16 protein-coding genes are annotated in these 23,908 nt (G+C 42.9%); 6 read left to right on the top strand and 10 right to left on the bottom strand.

Features of this window, described 5'->3' with window-relative positions; translation table 11 throughout:
* Positions 1-52: 52 nt before the first annotated feature.
* On the bottom strand, positions 53-1,810 hold the full coding sequence (locus RMY31_RS00775) for a tetratricopeptide repeat protein (protein WP_322656785.1): 1,758 nt from the start codon (positions 1,808-1,810) through the stop codon (positions 53-55).
* A 364-nt stretch (positions 1,811-2,174) separates the two neighbouring features.
* On the opposite strand from RMY31_RS00775, the gene RMY31_RS00770 reads away from it, so the two are divergent.
* Positions 2,175-6,971: a CHAT domain-containing protein gene (locus RMY31_RS00770; RefSeq protein WP_409877035.1), complete on the top strand. Its 4,797-nt coding sequence runs from the start codon at positions 2,175-2,177 to the stop codon at positions 6,969-6,971.
* Positions 6,972-7,067: 96 nt separating this feature from the next.
* Here RMY31_RS00770 and RMY31_RS00765 read toward each other — a convergent pair whose 3' ends face one another.
* The 6 genes from RMY31_RS00765 to RMY31_RS00740 form a co-directional block, all read right to left on the bottom strand.
* Positions 7,068-8,513, bottom strand: coding sequence for a TolC family protein (locus tag RMY31_RS00765; RefSeq protein WP_322656783.1), 1,446 nt, complete (start codon positions 8,511-8,513; stop codon positions 7,068-7,070).
* Between the two features lie 124 nt (positions 8,514-8,637).
* Positions 8,638-9,309, bottom strand: coding sequence for an ABC transporter ATP-binding protein (locus RMY31_RS00760; protein ID WP_322657073.1), 672 nt, complete (start codon positions 9,307-9,309; stop codon positions 8,638-8,640).
* Positions 9,310-9,437: 128 nt separating this feature from the next.
* Positions 9,438-10,718: an ABC transporter permease gene (locus RMY31_RS00755; protein ID WP_409877034.1), complete on the bottom strand. Its 1,281-nt coding sequence runs from the start codon at positions 10,716-10,718 to the stop codon at positions 9,438-9,440.
* A gap of 335 nt (positions 10,719-11,053) precedes the next feature.
* On the bottom strand, positions 11,054-12,625 hold the full coding sequence (locus RMY31_RS00750) for an efflux RND transporter periplasmic adaptor subunit (RefSeq protein ID WP_322656782.1): 1,572 nt from the start codon (positions 12,623-12,625) through the stop codon (positions 11,054-11,056).
* Positions 12,626-12,724: 99 nt separating this feature from the next.
* Positions 12,725-13,165 (bottom strand): hypothetical protein, encoded by a 441-nt coding sequence (locus RMY31_RS00745; protein WP_322656781.1) that lies wholly within the window; start codon positions 13,163-13,165, stop codon positions 12,725-12,727.
* A gap of 529 nt (positions 13,166-13,694) precedes the next feature.
* The gene (locus RMY31_RS00740; RefSeq protein WP_322656780.1) at positions 13,695-14,618 is read right to left on the bottom strand and encodes a TetR/AcrR family transcriptional regulator; all 924 of its coding nucleotides are present in this window, start codon (positions 14,616-14,618) and stop codon (positions 13,695-13,697) included.
* Between the two features lie 561 nt (positions 14,619-15,179).
* On the opposite strand from RMY31_RS00740, the gene RMY31_RS00735 reads away from it, so the two are divergent.
* On the top strand, positions 15,180-16,037 hold the full coding sequence (locus RMY31_RS00735) for a tetratricopeptide repeat protein (RefSeq protein WP_322656779.1): 858 nt from the start codon (positions 15,180-15,182) through the stop codon (positions 16,035-16,037).
* A 222-nt stretch (positions 16,038-16,259) separates the two neighbouring features.
* Here the strand turns inward: RMY31_RS00735 and RMY31_RS00730 are convergent, their stop codons facing one another.
* On the bottom strand, positions 16,260-16,652 hold the full coding sequence (locus RMY31_RS00730; protein ID WP_322656778.1) for a response regulator: 393 nt from the start codon (positions 16,650-16,652) through the stop codon (positions 16,260-16,262).
* Between the two features lie 226 nt (positions 16,653-16,878).
* Between RMY31_RS00730 and gyrA the strand changes: the two genes are divergently transcribed.
* From gyrA to RMY31_RS00710, 4 genes are all read left to right on the top strand, one after another.
* The gene (gene gyrA / locus RMY31_RS00725; protein ID WP_322656776.1) at positions 16,879-19,383 is read left to right on the top strand and encodes a DNA gyrase subunit A; all 2,505 of its coding nucleotides are present in this window, start codon (positions 16,879-16,881) and stop codon (positions 19,381-19,383) included.
* Entirely contained in the window at positions 19,383-19,526 is a 144-nt protein-coding gene (locus tag RMY31_RS00720) for a hypothetical protein (RefSeq protein WP_322656775.1), read from the top strand. The genes gyrA and RMY31_RS00720 overlap by 1 nt, the downstream gene beginning before the upstream one ends.
* Before the next feature lie 12 nt (positions 19,527-19,538).
* A complete protein-coding gene (locus RMY31_RS00715) occupies positions 19,539-19,670 on the top strand; it encodes a hypothetical protein (protein ID WP_409877037.1) in 132 nt (43 codons plus the stop codon).
* Positions 19,671-20,175: 505 nt separating this feature from the next.
* Positions 20,176-20,361 (top strand): chlorophyll a/b-binding protein, encoded by a 186-nt coding sequence (locus RMY31_RS00710; RefSeq protein WP_322656774.1) that lies wholly within the window; start codon positions 20,176-20,178, stop codon positions 20,359-20,361.
* Between the two features lie 114 nt (positions 20,362-20,475).
* On the opposite strand, the gene rpoD is transcribed toward RMY31_RS00710, so the two are convergent.
* Entirely contained in the window at positions 20,476-21,648 is a 1,173-nt protein-coding gene (gene rpoD, locus RMY31_RS00705; protein WP_322656772.1) for an RNA polymerase sigma factor RpoD, read from the bottom strand.
* 1,495 nt (positions 21,649-23,143) lie between these two features.
* Positions 23,144-23,836: a fasciclin domain-containing protein gene (locus tag RMY31_RS00700; RefSeq protein ID WP_322656771.1), complete on the bottom strand. Its 693-nt coding sequence runs from the start codon at positions 23,834-23,836 to the stop codon at positions 23,144-23,146.
* Positions 23,837-23,908 lie beyond the last annotated feature (72 nt).

The following is a 23,908-nucleotide window of genomic DNA, read 5'->3' as shown; positions in this document are numbered from 1 at the left end:
TGCACATTATTGTGAACTAATTGAGTATTTATAGATACACAAAATTTATGAATTATATATCTTTACTTGGTACTGGTGGTAACTTGGGTTTTTGTTGCTCTAACTGTTCTTGCAAACGTTTCTGGGCAATGCTTTGATTGGCTTGTGCTAAAGAGTTTTTGGGGTCAAGTTTTAAAGTTTCATCAAATGCAGCGATCGCTTCTTGAAATTTGCCCAATTTAAGTAAGACAACTCCTTTACCAGCTAATATGTTGGCATTATTAGGAGTGAGATTATTGGCGCGATTGTATGCAATAATTGCTTCTTCATACCGTGCTAAATCTAATAGCACTACACCCCGGTTATACCAGCCTTGTGATAATTCGGGATTGATACTAATTGCGCGATCGGCAGAGAATAAAGCTTCTTGATTTCTGGCTAAATGCCACAAGACTACACTCCGATTAGCCCAAATATTTGCTAACAGTAAATTTTCAGTCAATTTAGTAGTATTTTCTAACGCTTTATTGTAAGCTGCTAACGCTTCAGGATATTTTTCTAAGGTTCTGAGAATTCTACCTTTATTAAACCAAGCTTGAGCATATTTAGGATTAATTTTTGTGGCGCGATCGCTACTAACAATTGCTTCGGAATATCTGCCTAAATACCATTGTGTAGCAGCACGATTATTCCAGGCTTCGGCATATTTGGGATTCAAAGCGATCGCTCTGTCTATAGATGCTAATCCTTCTTCATAATTTCCCAATCCTGCTAAGGCAATTCCCCGCTGTTCCCAAGCGAGTGCGGGACTCGCATCACCCCAGCGATTATCTCCTTGTAATGCTTGTTCGCTAGCTGTTTGTGCTTCTTTGTATTTGCCTAATTTGTTGAAAGCTACACTTTGACTTGCTAAAGCTAAAGCATAATTAGGACTCAGTTTCACAGCAAATTCATAAGAAACACTTGCTTGTTCTGGTTTCCCCAATAATGTTAAAGATTTACCGTGTTCAGTCCAGATATCAGCATCTTTGGGATTAATCGCGATCGCCTGATTAAATGACGCGATCGCTTCTTCTATTTGTGAGTTTTGTTTTTGTGCTAAACCCTTGGCATACCACGCAACCGCTGGAGAACTATCACCCCAATTCCGATTAATTTTGATTGCTAAGTCGCAAGCTGTTATTGCTTCTACGAATCTGCCTAAATTAGATAAAGCTTGGCAGTTAGCAACTAAAACTAGAGAATTTTGGCGATCGATCGTTAAGGCACGATTAAATGAGGCGATCGCTTCGTTAAATTGACTCAATTTACTTTGTGCTAATCCTTTGTGATACCATGCCACTACTGCTGTAGTATTTCCCCAATTTTCATCTGAACGCAGTGCTAGATCGCAAGCTGCAATTGCTTGTGCATATTTTCCTAAGTTCAATAATGCTTGACACCGCTGGGCTAAAGCTAAGGAATCTTTGGGGTTGAGGCGTAAGGTACGATCTGCTGAAACCAAAGCCTGAGTATACTTTGCTTGTTTAATTAGCACTTGGGTTCGCGCTATCCAGATTTCTGGTTCTTTTGGCTTTAGCGCGATCGCTTGGTTGCAAGCTGCAATCGCTTCTTCATATTTATTTTCTTCTGCCAGCAAATTACATAAACTTGCCCAATAATCAAAATCTTGGATCTCTAACTTTTCTTGAGCTAATACAGTTTGGGGTACGAACCAATTAGTTATCAAAAAAGCAAAAGTCAATACCCAGCCTAAATGGCTTTTTTGAGCTTTCTTCCCCACGATGTTGATTGTTAACCATATAGTGCATGTGATACTAGTTGATAGCATATGCTTTTTTTGCTAAGAAGTATACCATAAGTATTTTTAAATTTTACTGAGATTTTTAATAATTAATTTTGTAAAAAATGAGTAAGCAAAAACTAAATTTTTAATGAGATGCAAATATTTGCAAACATCAACTATTAGAGCAGCTATATAATGACAAAATACAGCAGAGTAACTAAAAAATTTTAGATATTTTTAAAGATTACTTAGTACAGCAGTATATTAAACTTTTTACAAAATAGTAAATTCTAATTAACGAACCGCCTGAGCGCAGCATCTCACAGAGAATAACGCCAAAATAAGAGTTTCAGAATTATTTAGCATAGCTGTCGTGACGGGTGATTTAAATTTTATTTCTGAAATCTTGATGATGCCAACAATTTCTCTAATCGTCACAGTTTACAATCGAGAGCGTTATCTTGGCGCTGCCATTGAAAGTATTTTGGCTCAAACTCGGGGTGATTTTGAGCTACTGATTTGGGATGATGGTTCTACGGATCGTTCGCCAGAAATTGCCCGCGAGTATGAAAAGCGCGATTGCCGCGTGCGGGTGATAGTAGCAGAACCTTTAGGGCGAGTATTAGCTTTAAAAGCTGCGATCGCCCAAACTACTGCCCCTTACCTTGGTTGGGTAGATAGTGATGATTTGCTGGCACCAACAGCACTGGCAGAAACCGCAGCGGTTTTAGATGCAAAACCAGAAATTGGTTGGGTTTACACCGACTATTTAGACATTGATGCAAACAACACAGTTCTTAGCTACGGCTATCGTTGTCTGATTCCCTACAGCCGCGAAGAACTGTTAAACAAATTCATGACATTTCACTTTCGCCTGATTCGGCGGCAAGCGTTCGACTTGGCGGGTGGAATTGACGAGTCTCTAGAAACAGTAGAAGATTACGATTTATGTCTGCGACTTTCAGAAGTAGCTAGAGTGCAGCATATTTTTCAGCCACTTTACTATTACCGCACCCATGCAGGCAGCATATCTCAGCAACGGCAACAGGAGCAAATTGAGCAATCGCATGAAGCTGTTAGAAAAGCCTATCAACGGATGAAAAAGGCAGGGGAGCAGAAAGGCAGGGGAGCAGAGGGGCAGAGGAGTCTTTTATGTGTAGGTTCTAGAGTAAAACAAGCAATTCCTTGTTTTTCCTTTTTCCTTTTTCCTTTTTCCTTTCTTTGCCTATTTCCTAATTTCGCCCAAGCCCAATCAATTACTCCTGCTAATGATGGCACAGGCACTGTTATTACGAACCAAGGCAACAACATTGATATTAGCGGTGGGAGTTTGAGTAGCGATCGCGCTAACTTGTTCCATAGCTTCTCAAAATTTGGACTTGATGCCAATCAAACTGCTAATTTTCTTTCTCAACCAGCGATTCAAAATATTTTAGGACGTGTCACGGGTGGCGACGCTTCCTTAATTAACGGCCTGATTACAGTCACAGGCGGCAATTCTAACTTATATTTAATTAACCCGTCTGGGATTATATTTGGCCCTAATGCTAGTTTGAACGTACCAGCTGCTTTTACAGCTACCACTGCTAACCGCATCGGCTTTGGCGAAAACTGGTTTAATGCTAGTGGCTGGAATGACTACACAGCATTGCTTGGCACGCCCAACAGCTTTGCATTTGATTCTAGTATTGCAGGTGCGATCGCTAATCAAGGAAATCTCGCAGTCAAATCAGGCAACAATTTAACTTTGATTGGCGGTACTGTAGCCAGTACGGGAGAAATTTCCGCACCAGGCGGTAAAGTCACTATCGCCGCTGTACCTGGTACAAGCTTGGTGCGCTTCAGTATTCCTGGAAATCCTTTAAGTTTAGAAATTCAACCAATCAATGCATCGACTAGCGCTAACAATCAACCGACGAATTCTCTAGCTACCTTATTGACTGGTGGTGGCGGTGGTAATGCTTCGGGATTAACAGTTAACAGCAATGGCGAAGTAGAATTGACTGGTTCTGGCTTGCGAGTTGAAAATGGTGATGTGGTAGCGACAAAAGCAACTGCTGATACTGCCACCTTCATAGCTAACCGCAATTTAACATTACCAGAAAGTCAACTTTTAACGACTGGCAATCTTAATTTACTTGCCAAAGATACAGTGATAATTCGTGATAGTGCTGCGAATCCTTTTTCTGCGATCGCTGGAGGTAAACTCTACATCCGAGGCGAGCGAGGCATCGATATTTTGGCGATAAATCATTTAGATAAAACACCTTTAGTTAGTGGTGGTGACTTAACATTAGTTAGTGATGGCAAAATTTCTCTAGATGCCCACTTTGCTAGTAGCGGTAAATTTTCAATTCTCAATTCTCAGGGTAAAGGCGCTAATTTTATCAGTCTTTACGATCCGATAGTTAGTTCTGACGAAGATGTTACCTTTGGTGATTATGAAGGCCCAGCTTTGAAAGTAGAAACTAGAGGTAGTATTAATGGGGGAAATATTACTATTACCGAGAATGACGGTGAATTGTCAGAACTTTGTGCTGAGACTACATGTTCCGCAGACGAGCAAATTTTAGCTAATGAACGAGCTTTAATTTTAAGAGCAGGTTTGAGCAATTTAGAATCATCTGCCAACTCTGTTATTCTTCCTCCCAGTCAAACGGTGTTAGATACAAATTTTAGCGCTGATGGAGTTACATCATCACCTGGAAGTATTAATGTTGGCAATATTAATACTAGCGATCCTGATTTCGGACAAGCAGGACGAGTTATATTAGAAGCTTTAAATGGTGATATTACAACAGGTGATATTAATTCTTCCTCAATCAATAACAATTCTGGCGAAGGAAATATTGATTCTACTGCTGGCTTAGTGGATATCCAAGCAGGAGGAAACGTTACAACAGGCAATATTGATACCTCAGCTGTTAAAAACGGGTTTGACTTTACTAGCAATATTACTAGCGGAAATGTCAATATTATTACCCAAGGAAATATCATCACAAATGCTATTAATGCCTTTGCTTCAAGTGCATATGGCACTGTTGTTAGTGGAGATGTGAATTTACAAGCAGCAGGCGATATCACTTTTGAAAGCATAAATACCAGCGCTGATAATTTAATTTTTGGTAGCGCTGAAGGTGGCAATGTTACTGTCTTAGCAAATGGAGTTGTCAAAGGAACCGGAGAAGTTGTAATTGATGAAACTCCAACTGGCAATACTATCCTGACCAGCGGAACAACTACCCCAGGAACTGTGCAAATTCAACACGATGGCGGCCCTGATAACGTCCCATTTACTGTAGGTGATGTCAGCCAAAACGGTACAGCGGGAAGTATTAATACAGGAACTTCTCAAATTACATCCACTTCGACTGTCAACTCATTTCCAGTATTAGAAAATGGCGGAATTGCTGCTGATACACCTAGTGGTATTTCCATTACTTCTATCAACAGTCCGCCCACGATCGCAACAAGCGTTAATGTACCAATAACTCAAGAAAATCAGGCAGTAACGTTTAAGTTTGGCGATCTAAATGTGTCAACTAACGATGATAATAAAGACAATCTCACCTTGGTTTTTGATGAGTTAAAAGCTGGTACTTTGACTTTAGAAAATGGCACTCCTGTTACACAAGGAACGATTCTTTCTGCCGATACAGTTTTAACGTACACACCGCCAGCAAATACCAGCGGTAACATTCTAGCTTTTACCATTAAGGCAAGCGATCGCGTTTCTTCTTCATCCCCGCAATCAATAAACATAAGTATCACACCAACGCCAACACCAACGCCAACACCAACGCCGACACCAACCCCGACACCAACGCCAACGCCGACACCGACAATTCCAGACAACGCTCCCAACCCAGAGGAGTTGCAAAAAACCCCCGCTACTCAACAACCACTTGTAGTCAGCAACTCTTCCCCAACAATTGAACTGAACAATACTGTATTTAAAATTGACGAAAAGTTTACGAACGAATTTCGGCAATACTTAGGAAGTACAACTCAACCTGAGATTAGAAACGTCAGCGAAACCCAAAGTATCCTGCAAGATGTTGAAAAAGCAACGGGCGTTAAACCTGCACTAATTTATGTCAGCTTTGTACCAGCAACCATTTCAACTTCTGATACACCAGACCCTAACAGAATATTAAATGTCGCATCACTAAGCGATCGCGTAGAAGTTATAATTGTCACCGCTAAGGGTCAGCCAATTCGCCAAGTATTAAAAGTAACGCGATCGCAATTTATGGAAGTTGCCAAAACTTTTAAAAGTGAAGTTACAAGTCGAACATTATCTGAAAACTACAAGGACTCTGCCCAACAGCTTTACAAATGGCTAATTGCACCCATTGACATCGACCTCAAAAACCGACAAATTAACAATTTAGTCTTTATTATGGATGAGGGATTGCGATCGTTACCTGTAGCTGCCCTCTACGATGGCAAACAGTATTTGGTAGAACGCTATAGCATCGGCTTAATGCCCAGTTTAAGCCTTACCGATACCAAATATGTAGATATTAGAAAAGCTGAAGTTTTGGGTATGGGTGCATCTCAATTCATTAACACTGAGCAACAACCTTTACCTGCCGTCCCTGTAGAATTGTCTACGATTACTCCACGTTTATGGCTAGGCAAATCTTTCTTAAACGAAACCTTTACCCTAGAAAATCTCCAAGCCCAACGTCAGCAAACACCCTACGGCATTATCCACTTAGCTACCCACGGTCAATTTAGACCTGGTGTACCTAATAACTCCTACATTCAACTTTGGAATGGCCAGTTAAAAATGAATGAGTTGCGGAAACTGGGTTGGAATAACCCTCCAGTACAGCTAGTAGTGCTAAGTGCCTGTCGTACCGCCATCGGTGATAGAGAAGCAGAATTGGGTTTTGCTGGCTTTGCAGTGCAAGCCGGTGCCAAGTCAGCACTAGCGAGTTTATGGTACGTTTCAGATGAAGGCACATTAGGATTGATTAGCCAATTCTACGAAGAATTAAAAAAAGCCCCGATCAAGGCTGAAGCACTCCGCCAAACACAAATTGGAATGCTGAAAGGGCAGGTGCGCTTAGAAGGCGGTAAACTCAAAACTTCTAGTCTCAACGTACCTTTACCGCCAGCCCTTGTCGAACTTGGCGACACAGACTTGAAGCATCCCTATTTTTGGTCTGCCTTCACGATGATTGGTAATCCTTGGTGAAGCAGCCCTGCTACAACGGGGGGAACCCCTGCACAGAAGTGGAACCCTCCCGCAGTGCTGGACTCACCGTACTGCCTCACGAATTACGAATTAGTATCACCTGTTCGCCGTTCTAGAAGTAACAGAGCGTTGTAAATTAGCGAGAGCGCGGTTGTAATCCAAAATAGCTGTGACTCGATTACCTTCAGCTCTTGTCAGGTCGTTTTGAGCAGCAATCACATCTGTTTGAGTGCCAACACCAGCTTGGAACCTCAGCCTAGCTAAAGTCAGAGCTTCCCTAGCTTGATTTAAAGCTACAGAAGAAGTTTGCACATTTTCTAGGTTGGATTGCAACTGAGAATAGTACTGTTCTACATCAAAGCGAATTTGATCGCGCTGGCTGGCAAATTGAGTTTCTGCGATCGCAATATTAGCTTTCGACTGATCTGCACTCGCTTTTGCTGCTCCCCCATCAAACAAAGTTAAATTTGCTTGTACTCCCACTGAATAACCATCAGCAACGCTAAGACCATCATTATATTGGTCTTGCAAGTTGTAGCTACTAGCCAAACTAATTTGTGGCCCTAGCTGCGAAAGCGCCTGCCGTCGTTGTTGTTCGCTGATGTTGCGTTGTGCTAGAAACTGTTGTAGTTCCGGACGATTTTGAAAAGCTTGCACAATAGTTTGCTCTAGCGTTGGCTGCCAAAGACCTGCCAATTGCACGGGATCTGCTGCACTGACATCAACTGACTGTGGCAAACTTAACAGCGTTGCTAACTGGCGACGGGCAATTTGCTGCTGTGAGACGGCATTAGTCAGGTCTTGTTGGGCATTGGCTAAATCCACCTGAGATTGCAGCACATCGAAACGCGTTCCCACTCCAGCTTGTTCTCGTGCTTGAGCATCACGCAAACTAGCTCGAGAATTTTCTACAGCTGACCGATTAATTCTGACTAGTTCATCTGCTTGTTGCAAATTGTAGTATTGGGTAGCTACATTTAAAGTAATTTCTAAAGACCTAGTTTCAACATCAAATTCATCCACACGTACTTGTTCTTCAGCAGCTCGGATGCTGGCTTGCCGTCTGCCAGAGGTGTAGATGTCATAATTCAGTTGGGCTTGACCGCTAAAAGAAGTAGTAGATGATTGGTTATCAGAATTTCTTTCCAGCACACCATCACCACTGTTAGTTAAACTACCGTTAATACCAAAAGTCGGTAATAAGACAGCTTGAGACTCCCGTAGCGCGGACTGACTGCGTTCTAGCTCTAATAGAGCCACCTGTAAGTCTCGATTGTTGCGTTTTGCTAGTTCTAAAGCCTGTGCCAAACTGATAGGTACAATTCCTTGAATCCTAACTTCTTCTGGCTTAGTGGGAAACTGGAGAGGATTGGGATTAGGGATGAGGTAATTGGGAATAGGCATAGAATTAGCACCCGTAACGCTGGGGGACCGCTGAGGTTGTGGGGGAGTTGTTGCACCTGCGCTCCCTGCTAAATTTGGGATGATAGCGATCGCCACTGCCACCCAGGTAGAATACACAAGAAATAAGCTCAAGTTCATATTTAATGTGGTAATTAAGTTAAAACTGTTCACTGATGATTAATAACTGATGACTGTTGTCATGAATTAACATTCTCCCTCATCTCCCCCCTACTTACCCTGCCTCGCCTGTTCTCTCAGAGAGTCAGCCTAAAATCAAACCATCCTGAACTCGGATAATCCTTTTGGTTTGGGCAGCAATATCTGGTTCGTGTGTAACAATCACAATCGTAATTCCTTGCTGATTAAGTTCTGTCATTAAATTCATAACATCATGGGAAGTCTCAGTGTCTAAAGCTCCCGTTGGCTCGTCTGCTAAAACCAAAGCAGGCCGGTTAACCAAAGCGCGAGCAATAGCTACCCGTTGTTGTTGTCCCCCAGAGAGTTGACTAGGACGGTTAAAAATACGCTCTCCTAGTCCTACCCTTTCCAGGGCTGCCAATGCCCTTTGACGACGTTTTCGCTTCGGTAAGTTAGCATAAACCATTGGTAGCATAACGTTTTCCAAGGCTGTTGCTCGTGCAAGTAGATTAAATTGCTGAAAAACAAAACCTATCCTTTGGTTGCGAATATACGCTAATTCGTCATCATCAAAAGTCGTCAGATTTCTGCCTTCAAAAATATAGCGTCCAGTTGTAGGACGATCGAGACATCCGACAATATTCATTAGCGTCGATTTCCCCGAACCGGACGCACCCATAATAGCGACATATTCCCCTTCCTCAATAGAAAGTTGAATTCCCTTGAGTATGGGAACATTAATTTCTCCTAATTGGTAAGTTTTAGTGATGGAATCCATCCAAATCATTGTTGGCATATGTTTTAGAGTGCTGATTAGAGACGCGACGCCAGTCGCTACAACGGGGGAAACCCCCGCAACGCGCTGGCTCATTAATCGCGTCTGTACAAGAATTATCTCTCCCTTGTCCCCTTGCTTTTCATTACTTAGTCACTACGTAAAGCAGCAATAGGATCTAATTTGGCGGCATTTCGCGCTGGAATTACTCCAGCAACTAAGCCAACGCTCAATGAGAGTCCAAAGCCAACGATGATTGAGACTAAAGAAACAACAAAGGGAAATTTGAAAATATTTGCAGCACTAAAGGCTATCAAAATGCCGCTTCCCATACCAATGCAGCCGCCAACGATCGAAATTACGATCGCTTCTGCTAAAAATTGATTGAGGATTGCGGAATTGGTGGCTCCTACGGCTTTGCGAATCCCGATTTCCCGCGTTCGTTCAACCACGGAAACTAGCATGATGTTGGCAATACCAATGCCGCCCACAACTAACGAAATTCCAGCGATCGCCACTACCATGACTGTAAATAAACCCACCACATTCGTAAAGGTGCTGACAATATCGGCTTGGTTGGTCAGCCGAAAATCATCGGCTTGCGGGGGATAGATGTTGTGGCGCAAGCGGAGAAGATTAGTGGCTTGAAACTGCGCCGCCTCTAGTTGCTCTTGATTGCTGGATTTAACTAAAATCCCATTTACAGAAATACCTGCTAGGGCATTGTTACCAACTAATCTGCCCGACATACTAGTTAGAGGAATAAAAATTTGGTCATCTCGATCCATCGGTCCCTGAGAACCTTTAGCCTCCATCACCCCAATCACTTCATAAGCCTCTCCTTGAATCCGAATTTTCTCGCCGATGGGATTTACACCTTGACCAAAGAGTGTGTTTTGGACTGTTGGCCCTAGAACAGCAACCTGTGTGGCATTATTTAGTTCTTCTTGAGTAAAATATCTTCCCTGCTGGGGGTGAGTATTTCTGGCTTCTGGATAGTTTAAATCTGTGCCATAAATTGTTGTGGATGTGTTCTGTCCGCCATAAACCACTTGGGCAGTGCGTTGGAGGTAGGCGGAAACAATTTCAGCCGATGGCGCTTGTGTAGCGATCGCTTTGGCATCTTCCCAAGTCAAGGTGCTGCTAGAACCTATTCCTTGACGGATATTCCCGCTTCTTGCCGCACCCGCCAAAATTTGGATTACATCCGTACCCAAGGCTTGTATCTGTTGCTCAACCCCCTTTTGTACTCCCTGACCCACAGAGGTAATGGCAATGACTGAGGAAATTCCAATAATCACCCCCAGCATAGTTAATCCTGTGCGTAATTTATTACTCCACAGTGTCTCAGCTGCCATTGACAATATCTCTAACAGCGGGACAGTGCTAGTACTCTTACCCTTGTAAAAACCCTTAAATATCGTAAACATATTGTTATATTTGTAACTAAAAGCCGAGTACTGAGTTGGTTGTCAGTTGTGAGGCAGTGTGTTGGGCGGGTTCCCCGACTTGTAGACGCGCTCTGCGCGGCTTCCCGCAGGGTAGCAACTGCCGTTAGCGCAGCGTTAGCGACGCAGGAGCGTCACCCGTAAGGGTCAGTTATCAGAAGGCAATAGAGGCAATAATCAGTAGTTATTCTCCGCGTCCCCGCGTCCTCTGCTCCACGGCAGTTGCTCCACTTGGGGAGCCACCCCCGTAGGCGGGTCTCCCGACTTGAGGGGAGTGGCGGGAAACCCCAAGACCGCACTGCCTCCCCTGCTTTTTTTTAAGGAGCAGCGTTGCCTGGAGAATTACCACCTCGGGAACCACCGCCTGGAGAACGACCACCACCACCTCCTAACCCTGGGAAAACTCCTCCTCGTGGCGTTGATTGCGGCCGCGATCCTGGTGGGAAGCTGAGTAATACCCTCTCGTTTCCTCGCAATCCAGACTTAACTTCAGTAAAGTTATTCACGGTTACGCCAGTCTCAATGCGAGTAAACACAGGTCTGTTATTCTCTCCTGCCACGTACACGCCTGTAGCATTTTCTCGGCGCACAACGGCTGCTGTTGGCACTACTAGGGCATTCTCTAATTTACCAACTTGAAAATCTGCTGCCACATTCATCCCAGACCGTAAGAGCCTTTCAGGGTCTGTTAGGGATACTTTCACTTCAAAACTGGTGACGTTTTGCGTAACCGTAGCCTGGGCAGCAATTTGACTGACTTTGCCTTCAAAGGTTTTTCCTGGGTAGGCATCTGCTGTAATCTTGACTTCTTGACCAAGCTTGATTTTAGAAATATTTGTTTCGGCCAAATTGGCTACAACTTCATTTGTAGAAGCCAGAGCCAAGATTGAAGAAGAAGTAGCCGAAGATACTTCACTACTGGCAGTCGTTGGTGTCACGAAAGCTCCCGGATCGGCGTACTTCTTCGTTACAACACCATCAAAAGGAGCTCGAATAATCGTGTCATTAATATCAGATTGAACATTTTGTAGTGAACCGCGAGCAGAAATCACCTGAGCGTTTGCAGCGTCAATATCTTCTTGGCGCGACCCGGCTTTTAGGAGTGCTAAAGCTTGCTGTCTTTGCTTGACTACAGCTCTTGCTTGCTCGATATCTTCTGGGCGTGACCCAGCTTTTTGTAACGCCAGTGCTTGTTGTGCTTCATTTACCTGTGCTTGGGCACTATCACGATCTGCACGGGTTTGGTTGAGAGTCTGAAGGGAAATACCTCCAGCTGTGTAAAGTTGCTGATTGCGACGGAAATCATCTTCTGCCTTACTTAAGGTAGCTTGAGCGCTTTGTAAACGTGCCTGCGCTTGGGCAATATCTTGAGGGCGATTACCTGCTTGCGCCTTTTGCAAATTTGCCTCGGCTTCCTCAAGTTGTGCTTGTGATTGGGCAATGTCTTGAGGGCGATTACCTGCTTGCGCCTTTTGTAAATTTGCTTCGGCTTGTGCTAATTGTCCTTTAGCAGAAGTGAGTTGCCCTCGCAGATTGGAATCATCCATGTAAGCTAAAATCTGTCCTTGTTTGACGAGGTCTCCTTCTTTTGCTAGCAGTGTTTTCAGCACCCCTGAATTTTTAGGGCTGAGGTTGATTGACCGTTCCGGCTTGACGGTACCATTAGCCGAAATCGCGATCGCTAAGTTTTGCCTTTCTACAGGCTGGGTTAAAATCCGCCGTCTTGCTTGTTGACCGGGAAGGACAGCCACTTGGTAATAAACTGCGTAGCCAATTCCGCCCAATAGGCAAAGAGCGACCAACCAAGATAGCCAACGATTCTTGCCTTTTTTTTTGATTTCTGGAACCAAAGCTGATGAATCTACAGTTTGTGATGTATTAATTGTCATGATAATTTCTAATGTATAAAAAAACAGCTACCGGGCTAGTTTTTCACGGCTGGAACCATAGCCTGGTAGCCCTATACTTACAATTCAGTTTTTAGTGTTTTAGAGGTTTATTTGTACTATCACTCCATTGGGCAGCCTAAAGTCGCCGTTTTGAAGCCTAACTAATCTCCTAGCAGGAACAATTTCCTGACTGGGAAGAAGAATATCCCCATTGGGAAGTCTCCAGTAATCTTGATTACGTAGTCTCACCAACCTTCTAGCAGCAATAATTTCCCCATTGGGATATCTGACATCACCATTACGAAGTCTAACTACTCTAATATTGGCTTCGTTATCGCGGTTCCAATCACGTCTGTCTATACGAGTTCTTTGTTCTCTTCTATCTTCTCTGTAGTTGCGTCTGCTGTCGCGATTCCAATCGCGATCGCGTTCACCGACAACGTGGACTTTTGTCTGGGCATTTGCAGGCGCACTCAATAAAGTTGGAACAATTATTAGGGCAGCCGCTAAGAGAATAGAGACGCGGTTTTGATTCCACATAGTATTGACTCCTTTATTTGTGTTGAAGTCTGATTCTGTTTAAGTTCCAGTTAAGTAACTTTAGGCAAGAACTAATATTGACGTATTTGTTGCTTTTGTTTTGGCATCAGAATCTTTGAATATCTGATGGCATTTTCTGCTGTTGCTCTGGTAATCTGTTAATATTTGATTACCTCCTCGTATAAATTCATGCAAGTAATTATCGTCCAAAAAGCCCCTAATTAATGCATGACCAAAGTCACTAGTAGTTCCTAAATGATGTATGACCAAAGTCACCAATTTAAACGAGACTGAGGATTTCGAGTGGCTAAAGCAACGTTAATACTTAAAGATAATTGCTAACAAAGCAGTACGAAGCAATAACATAAGGGACTTGCAAATCAAAAATACTCAATCGTAATCTTTAACTTTTGACTGCAAACAATTATCGAGTAGAGCTATTTATAGCAGGATTCAGGAATCAGAATTCAAAAAAATGTAAGTACTAACTTATTAATATAGAAAAAAATATTTGACTTGATTAAATAAGTCAATCTTGGTTAGGTGCAATTCCTTGCCAGAGAATATCTACAAGACCTCGAACAAACAAAGATTTTGGCGTTGGCTGGTCTTTTGTACCACTGACTGCAACTGGGAAAATCCCCGAATGTCCTGAGGAAAACTGATGCCTCTTGCCTGGGTTGGGAGAGCCTTTCGGCTGTTCCTGTAGGGGAAAATCCCCAAGTTCCTTACGGGTGAATCCTTCTCCTATCGGAACGGATACGCTACCCTTCGGGAATGCCAAGGGCGATCGCGAGTCATCTGGGTTGGGAAATTCTCCCATACTGGAATCACCAGATTGCCTCATTGTAGTGCTAGCTCCACCTTGTAACTTCTCTGTGGCAACATAGTGGCTGGGCTGGAAAGTCTCAGTTACTGTCTCATCTGTCGCCCAATGTATATGGGACGACATTTGCTTTAACAAAACGTAGTTCATTAGAGATCCGAGTAAGATATGAGCTACTGTTAGCGGGTCGCAAAGGCGAAGCCGACCTTGCTGTATCTCACGTTCTAGAAAAGCTGACATTATCTTGACATCTCGGATGGGCCTAGGCTCTTGTCCTCCAAATTCTGTCTCTGGGAGAGCATTACCTCGGGAACGCAGCATCATTATTCGAGGCATTACCTCGCTATAGAATTCCAAAATCTGGTGGCATACTTTAGTCAGGTTCTCTTTAAGATTGCCCGTACCAGAAAGAGTTTCCATCTCTTTAATCCAGAGGGGTTTTTCTGGAATTCCCATAGCAGCTAAGAATAATTCTTCCTTCGTTGAGAAGCGTTTGAAAATCGAAGCTTCAGAAATATCAGCTCGCTGAGCAATTTCTAAGGTGGAGCCACCAAAGCCTTTTTGTAAAAAGACTTCGCGGGCAGCATCTAAGATTTGCTGATTAGTAATTTTAGGTTTACGAGCCATAAATAAGTAATTTCACACTTACTAATTTATTCCTTGTCAATGGTGATGTCAACAAGGGATTTGGGAGAAGAAAGCAGGGGAGGTAAGGGGAGTAGGGAAGCAGGGGGAGACAAATCAATTCAAAATTCGCTCATTCAAAATTCAAAATGAAGAATCTATAATTCTGCCCTTCGGGTTCAGCAGTCCTCCAGGTGCTCGTGACGCTCGGTCAGCGTCTCACGCCACTTGCTTAACTTGGGGAAACCCCAAGACCGCAGTGGCTCCCCTTGGGGGAAGACTCGCGCTTCGCTGCGCTATCGCTTTTAGCGTCTCACGCCACTTGGGGAAACCCCAAGTAGAGGAAGTGGCATCCAAGACGGCAAGTGACTCACCAAGACGGGGGCTGCTTCACCGCAGTGGCTCACCTTCTGCCTCCTAACAACTAACTCAGCACTTTTTGTTGAATTAGGTTAAGGTGATTGATGCAGCCAGTGCTAACGACTATCAACTTGGCTTTTCGTCCAGAGGGGAGATCGTTTAAGCTAGCTGAAAGATTATTTGATTTGGCTAAGAGGCGGTAGTGTGCCAAAAAACGTTAGTTTAATTTCTTTTCTGGTTGTCTGTAGTTTGTGGAGTGTGCCAAGAGCTGCTCACGCACAGGCGCTAGCACCTTATACACTGCAACTAGATGCAGCAAAGTTGGAAAAACAGGGGTTGAGTTTAGCACAAGAGGCAGCTCAACTAGGACAATTCCAACAGTTTGAGTTGGCTTTGCCACGCGCTAAATTGGCCAGCCAACTAGCTCCTAAAAATGATAAAGTATGGTTTCTGTTAGGTGGTTTGCAGTTGCAAGCCAAGGATTATGATGCGGCGATCGCTGCATTGCAAAAAGCGCAATCTCTCAATCCTAAAAACGCCGACGTTCTATTTGCTTTGGGTTCGGCTAATTTTCAACAACAAAAATATCAAGCAGCACTTGGCAATTACCAAACGGGTTTGCAGTTAAAACCCAATGACCCAGATGGTTTATTTGATTTGGGCAATACTTACTATATGTTGGGTCGATTGCCAGATGCGATCGCTCAGTATAATAAAGCCGTTTCTCAAAATAAGAAATTTTGGCCGGCGATTAATAACATTGGCTTAATCAAATATGAGCAGGGTGACAGTGAGGGAGCGATTAAGCAATGGCAAAGTGCTGTGACGCTTGATAAACAAGCTGCCGAACCTTTATTGGCATTAGCAGTGGCACTTTATACTAAAGGCGATCGCCAACAAGGGCTAAAAATGGGAGAAACCGCACTCCGCATTGATGGGCGCTATGGCGATTTGGATTTCCTTAAGCAAAATCTCTGGGGTCAACGCTTACTCTCTGATACGAAAAAATTCCTGGAGTTGCCCAGTATCCAAGCTGCTTTGGAACAACAGCCTAGCCAATAGGAGTATTCAGTAAAGACGCGATTATACTCTTACGAGCGTCTACGCGTCTTTACAAAAGTGAGGAGTGCTGAGTCTTGAAATACTTAACTCTTAACTTTATTGCTTACCACTTGCTGAACGCGACCATTTCATAGTACATATATACTATTGCGACCAGAATTCGCCCAAAACATGAGTGGGCAAAGATTTCGTGAAAGAGGTCGTCGGTTCTTAGTGGTTATTTTAGGGGAGGAGTGCCATGATTTGGTCAACAAATTGTTGATGGTCTACAACAGGTTTAGAAATGTAGCCATCAGCACCGCTTTGCTTGAGAAAGTTCTCGCGATCGCCTTCCATGGCGTGTGCCGTCACCAGAATAACAGGTAAATTTGCTGTTTGAGGGTCAGATTTTAACATTTGTGTAATCTTGATGCCATCAACAGACTTACCTTGATACACGCTTCTTGACAGAGAAACATCCATCAAAATCAGGTCTGCTTCTCCTGATTGGGCGATTTTTATAACTTCTTCTACATTTTCAGTGTGTTTTACATCCAAGCCACCTCGCTTGGTCAAAATTTTGGAAAAAACGCGAGCATTAATTAGATCGTCTTCAACAATTAAAACGGTTTTCATGAGAATTTTATTTATAGAGGTGAGGGAGATTACAACTTGAGCAAAACAATTGTCTAGCTCGTTTTTAGTAATCAAAGTGCATCCCCGTCATCAAGGATAATACTACTGCTTTTTATCCTTTGACTATCAAGATTGTGTTAGTAATCGCATTTCATCCGTTATGCTGTGTTTGCTGCATTATTCAATTCCATCGACTTTTGTGTAGTTAAAATTCAGGGAAAAACTCATGGCAAAACAGTTAAACCTTCTCTCAACGGGACAGGTCATCACAACAGCCCTGCACACCGAGATGCAACGGTCTTACTTAGAATATGCCATGAGTGTGATTGTTGGGCGAGCGTTACCAGACGTGCGTGATGGCTTAAAACCAGTGCATCGGCGGATTTTATATGCCATGCACGAGCTTGGCTTGACACCAGATAGACCTTATCGAAAATGCGCTCGTGTAGTGGGAGACGTTCTAGGTAAATATCATCCCCACGGCGACCAAGCGGTTTACGATGCGCTAGTCAGGCTGGTGCAGGAATTTTCCAGCCGCTATCCCTTACTGGCAGGACATGGTAATTTTGGCAGCGTCGATAATGACCCACCAGCGGCGATGCGATACACAGAAACGCGTCTCGCACCCATCAGTCATGAGGGTATGTTGACGGAAATTGGCGAAGAAACTGTGGAATTTGTCGGTAACTTCGATAATTCCCAACAGGAACCTACTGTATTGCCTGCTCAGTTGCCATTTTTGTTGCTCAATGGTTGTACTGGCATTGCGGTGGGTATGGCGACGAATATTCCTCCACACAATTTAGGGGAAATAGTCGATGGCTTGATTGCTTTAATCGACCAACCTGATTTGTCAGATGAAAAATTATTTGAGTTAATTCCGGGGCCAGACTTTCCCACTGGTGGGGAAATAGTTGGTGATTCCGGAATTCGAGAAGCATACACCACTGGAAAAGGTGGGATTGTGCTGCGGGGAGTTGCCAATCTAGAAGAGATTCCACCTACCAGGGGAAGCAAGCGGCGGACAGCAATTGTGATTACAGAATTGCCTTATCAAGTGAATAAGGCGGGCTGGATTGAAAAAGTAGCGGATTTGGTGAATCAAGCCCGTCTGCAAGGAATTTCTGACATTCGTGACGAAAGCGATCGCGAAGGTATGCGAGTCGTAATCGAACTCAAACGCGATACGAATCCCCAAGAAATTCTCCAGCATTTGTATCACCAAACCGCTTTGCAAAGTAACTTTGGGGCAATTCTTTTAGCAATAGCTGATGGACAACCCCGTCAGTTAAGCTTGCGGCAACTGTTACAGGAGTTTTTAAACTTCCGGGAAGAAACGCTCAACCGTCGCTACAGTTACGAGTTTGGTAAAGCGGAAAATCGGCTGTATGTGGTAGAAGGTTTACTCAAAGCGTTATCTAACTTAGATGAGGTTATAGAAATTTTGCGAGGAGCTGCTGATGGTAGCACTGCAAAAATGACCCTTTGTAGCCGATTGGAATTGACTGAGGTACAAGCAGATGCGATTTTGGCTATGCCATTGCGTCGCCTCACCAGTTTAGAACAGCAAAACTTGCAAAGAGAATTTGAGGAACTCAGTCAGCAAATTACCTTATTGCAAAGGTTACTAAGCGATCGCCGAGAATTACTCAAGGCACTGAAAAAAGACTTGCGATCGCTCAAGCGCAAGTACAGCGATCCCCGACGCACGAAAATTGTAGAGGAGCAGAAGGAGGAGCAGAGGGGCAGAGGGGCAGAAGGGCAGAGGAGCAGAAGGGCAGAGGAGGAAGAAAATCATCAATCTTCTGACCCAGCAGAAGAAGTGGTTTTAGAGTTTACTCAACGGGGGTATGTACGTCGTGTTCAGACATCGGGGAAAAAGCCCAAAATCGAAAACGGTCTGCACGATCATGACTTCATTATCCAAACCGAGTTAACCGATACAGACAAAGAGTTGTTGGTATTAACTAGTGGAGGTAAAGTCTACCCTGTGAGGGTGGGAGATATCCCAGCTACTACTGGACGTTCTCCACGGGGAACACCATTAATCACCACACTCACCAGCACTGCTCAAGGCGCTCAAGAAGCTGTTGTCAGCCGCTTTTTACTGCCGGAAAATTTAGACACTACGCAGATGATACTCCTAACGAAGCAGGGACGAATTAAGCGCCTGTCTCTTGAGGAATTTTCTAATATCACACGTCGCGGTATTACAATTCTGAAGCTGAAAGACGATGATGAATTGTCATTTACTCATTTCACCAATACAGGTAAACATTTGATTTTAGCTAGTTCCGGAGGGCGACTGTTGCGGTTTGCCGTAAATGATGAGCAACTACCAGTTATGGGTCGCACAGCAATGGGTTTACAAGCATTCCGGCTATTGAGAAATCAGCAAATGGTCGGCTGTGTCACTGTAGGTAAAGATGACCAACTATTGTTAGTTACTCAAGAAGGATATGCCAAGCGGATGGTGGCGAGTCAGTTAAGAGCAGCGAATCGTGGCGATTTAGGCACGCAAGCGCTGAAATTTGCTAGCAAAACTGACAATTTAGCCGGTATGGTCATGGCGATCGCTTCTGCTGAGGTGGCCCTGGTGACTAACAAAGAGCGGGTAGTGCGGGTACCTGTGGAAACAGTACCGATCTTAGGCAGAGAAGTTAGAGGTGAAAGTATCCTCCAACTCAACCGTGATGAAAAAATTATCACGGTTGCCGAAGTACGCTCATAGTGAAGACGATGTTAAACCTGCGGCAAGCTAACTTAGCAGATTTAGAGGCGCTAGTTCTACTGCGCCTTGAATTCCTGCTTGAGGTTGGGGATATTAGAGATGATAGCGACACCGCAGCGATCGCAGCAGCAATTTCAGCATGACGAGACCAGGGAATTGCGACAGCACTTTTAAGGAAAATTATTAGCTTTGTCAAAGAGACCGAGGCAAAATGCATCTGGCTCCACACTACCAAAGATGGTAAACATCTCTACAAAAAGCTTGATTTTATTTCAACTACAAAATAAATGAAAATTGTTTGGTACTGAGCTGAGTCGATATTGTAGCGATCGCCTTTTTGTATGCCCAGTTAAGCAAATTCATACATAGCAAGCTTTTTGCGCTTTCCTATCCGTCGAACTCACGTTGTTTTAGTGTTTTGTACTTGAGATGTCTACAATAAATGCTAAAAATTACTAATACTAAAGATAACTAATACAGATTTATCTATAATTAAAATTCTTGTTATCCAGGCGCTATAAGCTAAAAATAGCTACTCAAGTGTTAAAATAATTGCTAATTACTGGCAATAATTTAAATATTCTCTGAGAAAAATTGATTTTGTCATATCTTTTAATTTCTAGTAGTTGTATCTGGAGATAGATGTTTGAGCTAGCTGTGTTCATAATTACCACTATTGATGTCAAGCTATAGCCATAAAAATATAAGTATATGTTGCAATTATGAAAAATATTGTTATATTAGTTTACGTAACGCAATAATCCTTTGTAAATCCAGTTTGGAGTGCCAACGATGACAAACGCAACTACAACCAAAATTACTGCCCCAGTTATTGAAGATCGCAACGCTTGGCGTTGGGGCTTTACCCCCCAAGCAGAAATTTGGAACGGTCGCTTGGCGATGATTGGCTTTTTAGCTGCCGTACTGATTGAGCTTTTTTCTGGTCAAGGCTTTTTACACTTCTGGGGCATTCTGTGAGTTTAAAAATACAAGATGACTGATAAAACAAAAAACCTGGAAGTGCAGTACTCCCAGGTTTTTCATTGTTTGGATTTTGCTAGTCGTCAGTTGTTAGTTGTCACTTGCTACTGACTACCGAATATATTCCTTGAGAACGCTGTTACGATTTGGGTGGCGTAACTTACGCAGTGCTTTTGCTTCAATTTGACGAATCCGTTCGCGGGTGACATTGAAAATCTGTCCGATTTCCTCAAGAGTCTTCATGCGACCATCATCCAAGCCGTAGCGGAGTCGGAGAACATCACGTTCGCGAGGACTGAGGCTATCGAGGACTTTTTCCAAATCTTCACGTAAAAGATTTTTGGAAACTTGGTCTTCTGGAGTCTCACCATCAGACTCAATAAAATCGCCCAATCGAGAATCTTCTTCTTTACCGATGGGCGTTTCTAGTGAAATGGGCAATTGCGCGGATTTAGCAATAAATCGTAACTTCTCGATGGTCATTTCCATGCGAGTAGCAATTTCTTCTTCTGTGGGTTTGCGACCCATTTCTTGAGAAAGCAGCTTGGTAGTTTTCTTGATCCGCGAGATGGTTTCGTAGAGATGGACTGGAAGCCGAATAGTACGAGATTGGTCGGCGATCGCTCTAGTGATTGCTTGACGAATCCACCATGTAGCGTATGTAGAAAACTTGTAACCTTTTTCGTGGTCGAACTTCTCAGCCGCGCGAATCAAACCGAGACTACCTTCTTGAATCAAGTCTTGGAAGGACAATCCACGATTCATGTACTTCTTGGCAATTGAAACCACAAGGCGCAAGTTCGATTGCACCATCTTATCCTTTGCCCTGCGACCAATATGCAGTCGGTAGCGAAATGCTGGCAATGGCAGTTGCACTGCTTCTGCCCATTCAATATCCCGAGGATCGCGTTCCAACTGTTCGCAAAGTCTTTCCCGCACCCTCTCTAATTCCAGTAAATCGGCTATTTTCCGCGCCAATTCAATTTCTTCGTCTGCCCGCAACAGACGAATTCGACCAATTTCTTGCAAGTAAAGGCGAATCGAATCTTCGGTGTAATGCTTTTTCTTGCTTTGTGTCCGACGACGCGACTTAGCGGCTTTTCCAGACTTTGCGTCGTCCTCATCAGACTGAGGCTCTAAAAACTCATCAATTTCGCCATCATCTGCGATCAGCAAGTCCTCTTCTTCATCAATTAAGAGTTCTTCTAACTCGAGTTCAGGCTGATTTATCATTTCTAGATCAGGCTGATATATGCTTTCGAGTACGTTGTTAGCCTGGTTCATGCCGCGTTCCTCATGCTCCTTGCAGAATCAATTACTCAAGATGTGTTTACTGCTCTTTTTAAGAGAGCTAATTAACAACCGAAAATAGGGTTTTGGACTGATTTCCCTAAGATGTTTTCGGAATTTTTACTCCTCTTTGTAGAGGAATTTTTTACTGAAAGTGGAAAGTCACAGTTAATGCTGACTTAATCACCTTAGCAAAAGTTATATGTGTTGCTGTCGCACACTACTTTTAATCGGTTTGTCTAATAAAAGACTCGTCTTGATAAAAAAATTTACCACTTCGATACAAAATATGACTGTTGGCATATTTTCCTATAAAGACTGTTCCGATTGTAGCCTGTTTCACAGAAATTGCACTCTTTTTGTGTGTAATCATCAAGTCATTCATTAAGGTAAAGCCACTATTATCAAAAAGATATTGAAATTGGTAGTCATACCCTTAAATTTTGCCTAAAACTTTTTGAAATTGCAGTGGCATTATCTTTACATTGGAAGGAAAATACATGCACTCTTACACTAAATTGAAAGGGAAATACACACGTTTTTACACAATTTTTAGTATTATTCATAACTTTAATACTTAGAAAGTGTGTATTTTATATTAACTTAGCCGAGAAGCATTAATACACCCATTTTTACATTTCCTTCATAAAATGACTGATTCCGAATAGTTGAGCGGGTATTGCCGCAGGATAGATACAGCAAGGGTGGTGATGCTTATCTTAATATCTGTAACTTGATGTATGCCAACTACCTTAACTAAGGAGCTGAGGTTGTGGCCCAATCAAGGAGATCGCAAGCAATTGAGAGATAACTAATTCGGTCTTATTCACACATTAGCGCACTGCTGAGATTTCAACCCTATGAAACTTGACAAGCTGTTCTTATTGTATACAACGATATTTTAATCAATCTAGACAGGATTTAACAGTTGAGATTATAGATATTTGCCTACTTAAAGCAAAAATTTATCAGATACAGGCAAACAATAGTTGTCCCACAGCAATACTGTGAAGGTATTAGCAAGTTAGTCGCAAGCTGTTGTTTGCTGCTAGCAGCGAGAAGTTAGAACTTATTTAAAAAGAGGCTTTCCGTAAATAAATTGTTAAATTTAATACGCAATCTTGTAATATTCAATTTTAAAGACATTTGGCGCATTCTGCTCGCCACAGAAGACTGAGCTTTGCTCTTCAAGCATAACAAAGGCTCTTCGAGATTATGGGAAAAGTGAATCCAGAATTTACTAAGTGGAAATTTTGTATGTGATTGTAGTGCAGCTTAAGTTGGCACATCTAAACAACACTCAATCATTCTTAAGAGTTACTTGACAAAAAATACTTTTTATGAACTAACACATAATAGAAAATTAATAATTTCGATAATTTGTAATTTATGTATTCTATCAAACAATTTACATTGCTTATAAATGACCAAAGAAAAGTTTTCGGTATTACTTAATACCGAAAACTTTTTTATTTACTGATTTACAAATTTACTGTGGTGTTGGTGTTGATGTTGGACTTAATGTTGGTGTTGATTTTGTGTTGAAACTGGCTGGAAAATTTGGTGGCAAAATTACCTTATCAACTATGTGAACAATGCCGTTGCTGGCTGGGATGTCTGCCTGAGTTACTTTAGCACCGTTGACAGCGATCGCTTTGCTGGCACTATCAACCTTGACTGTGGCGGGAGTACCCTCAAGGGTTTTGACTGGGCCGGATGTTAATTGGCTGGAAGTAACTTGCCCAGGTACAACGTGGTAAGCAATTAGCCTCACTAATTGTTGTTTGTTTTCTGGCTTTAGAAGATTGTCTAAAGTACCTTTCGGTAAAGCAGCAAAAGCGGCATCAGTAGGCGCAAAAACTGTATAGGGCCCCGCTGTAGTCAACTGTTCATTTAAGCCTGCCGCCTGCACTGCTCGCGTGATAGTTTTAAACTGTCCCTGACTAGCTGCTGCTTGTGCTAGTTCTGCTAAATTGCGGTTGGCGGTTGTGCCGACAGGACTAGTCGTAACCGGAGTTGGCGCGACAGGAGGGACAGTTGCAGCGGGAGTTTCTGCAATGGGCGGGACAGTTGCTGTTGGCGTTTCCGTGACAGGCTGAGCGCAGGAAGACAGAGTAACTAGACTTCCTACACTAATAATAGTGAACAATGTTTTTTTGACTACGCCTTTGCTCGCTTTCATACGTTTTACGTAAAATTCCAGTGAAATAGAGATTTACTGACAATAGTTAATAAATTTATAAATACGATCCCT

This window comes from Dendronalium sp. ChiSLP03b (assembly GCF_034531165.2).
Classification (GTDB): Bacteria; Cyanobacteriota; Cyanobacteriia; order Cyanobacteriales; family Nostocaceae; genus Dendronalium; species Dendronalium minutum.
Note: the sequence above shows the minus strand (reverse complement) of the source record. Positions and strands in the feature narration are given on the sequence as shown.

What these genes read in the sequence shown, in the direction of transcription:
- RMY31_RS00760 (WP_322657073.1), bottom strand. Translation starts at nt 9,309, where the DNA reads ATGCCAACAATGATTTGGATGGATTCCATCACTAAAACTTACCAATTA.
- RMY31_RS00755 (WP_409877034.1), bottom strand. Translation starts at nt 10,718, where the DNA reads ATGTTTACGATATTTAAGGGTTTTTACAAGGGTAAGAGTACTAGCACT.
- RMY31_RS00700 (WP_322656771.1), bottom strand. Translation starts at nt 23,836, where the DNA reads ATGAAAGCGAGCAAAGGCGTAGTCAAAAAAACATTGTTCACTATTATT.
- RMY31_RS00765 (WP_322656783.1), bottom strand. Translation starts at nt 8,513, where the DNA reads ATGAACTTGAGCTTATTTCTTGTGTATTCTACCTGGGTGGCAGTGGCG.
- rpoD (WP_322656772.1), bottom strand. Translation starts at nt 21,648, where the DNA reads ATGAACCAGGCTAACAACGTACTCGAAAGCATATATCAGCCTGATCTA.
- RMY31_RS00740 (WP_322656780.1), bottom strand. Translation starts at nt 14,618, where the DNA reads ATGGCTCGTAAACCTAAAATTACTAATCAGCAAATCTTAGATGCTGCC.
- RMY31_RS00770 (WP_409877035.1), top strand. Translation starts at nt 2,175, where the DNA reads ATGATGCCAACAATTTCTCTAATCGTCACAGTTTACAATCGAGAGCGT.
- RMY31_RS00750 (WP_322656782.1), bottom strand. Translation starts at nt 12,625, where the DNA reads ATGACAATTAATACATCACAAACTGTAGATTCATCAGCTTTGGTTCCA.
- RMY31_RS00775 (WP_322656785.1), bottom strand. Translation starts at nt 1,810, where the DNA reads ATGCTATCAACTAGTATCACATGCACTATATGGTTAACAATCAACATC.
- RMY31_RS00745 (WP_322656781.1), bottom strand. Translation starts at nt 13,165, where the DNA reads ATGTGGAATCAAAACCGCGTCTCTATTCTCTTAGCGGCTGCCCTAATA.
- RMY31_RS00710 (WP_322656774.1), top strand. Translation starts at nt 20,176, where the DNA reads ATGACAAACGCAACTACAACCAAAATTACTGCCCCAGTTATTGAAGAT.
- gyrA (WP_322656776.1), top strand. Translation starts at nt 16,879, where the DNA reads ATGGCAAAACAGTTAAACCTTCTCTCAACGGGACAGGTCATCACAACA.
- RMY31_RS00730 (WP_322656778.1), bottom strand. Translation starts at nt 16,652, where the DNA reads ATGAAAACCGTTTTAATTGTTGAAGACGATCTAATTAATGCTCGCGTT.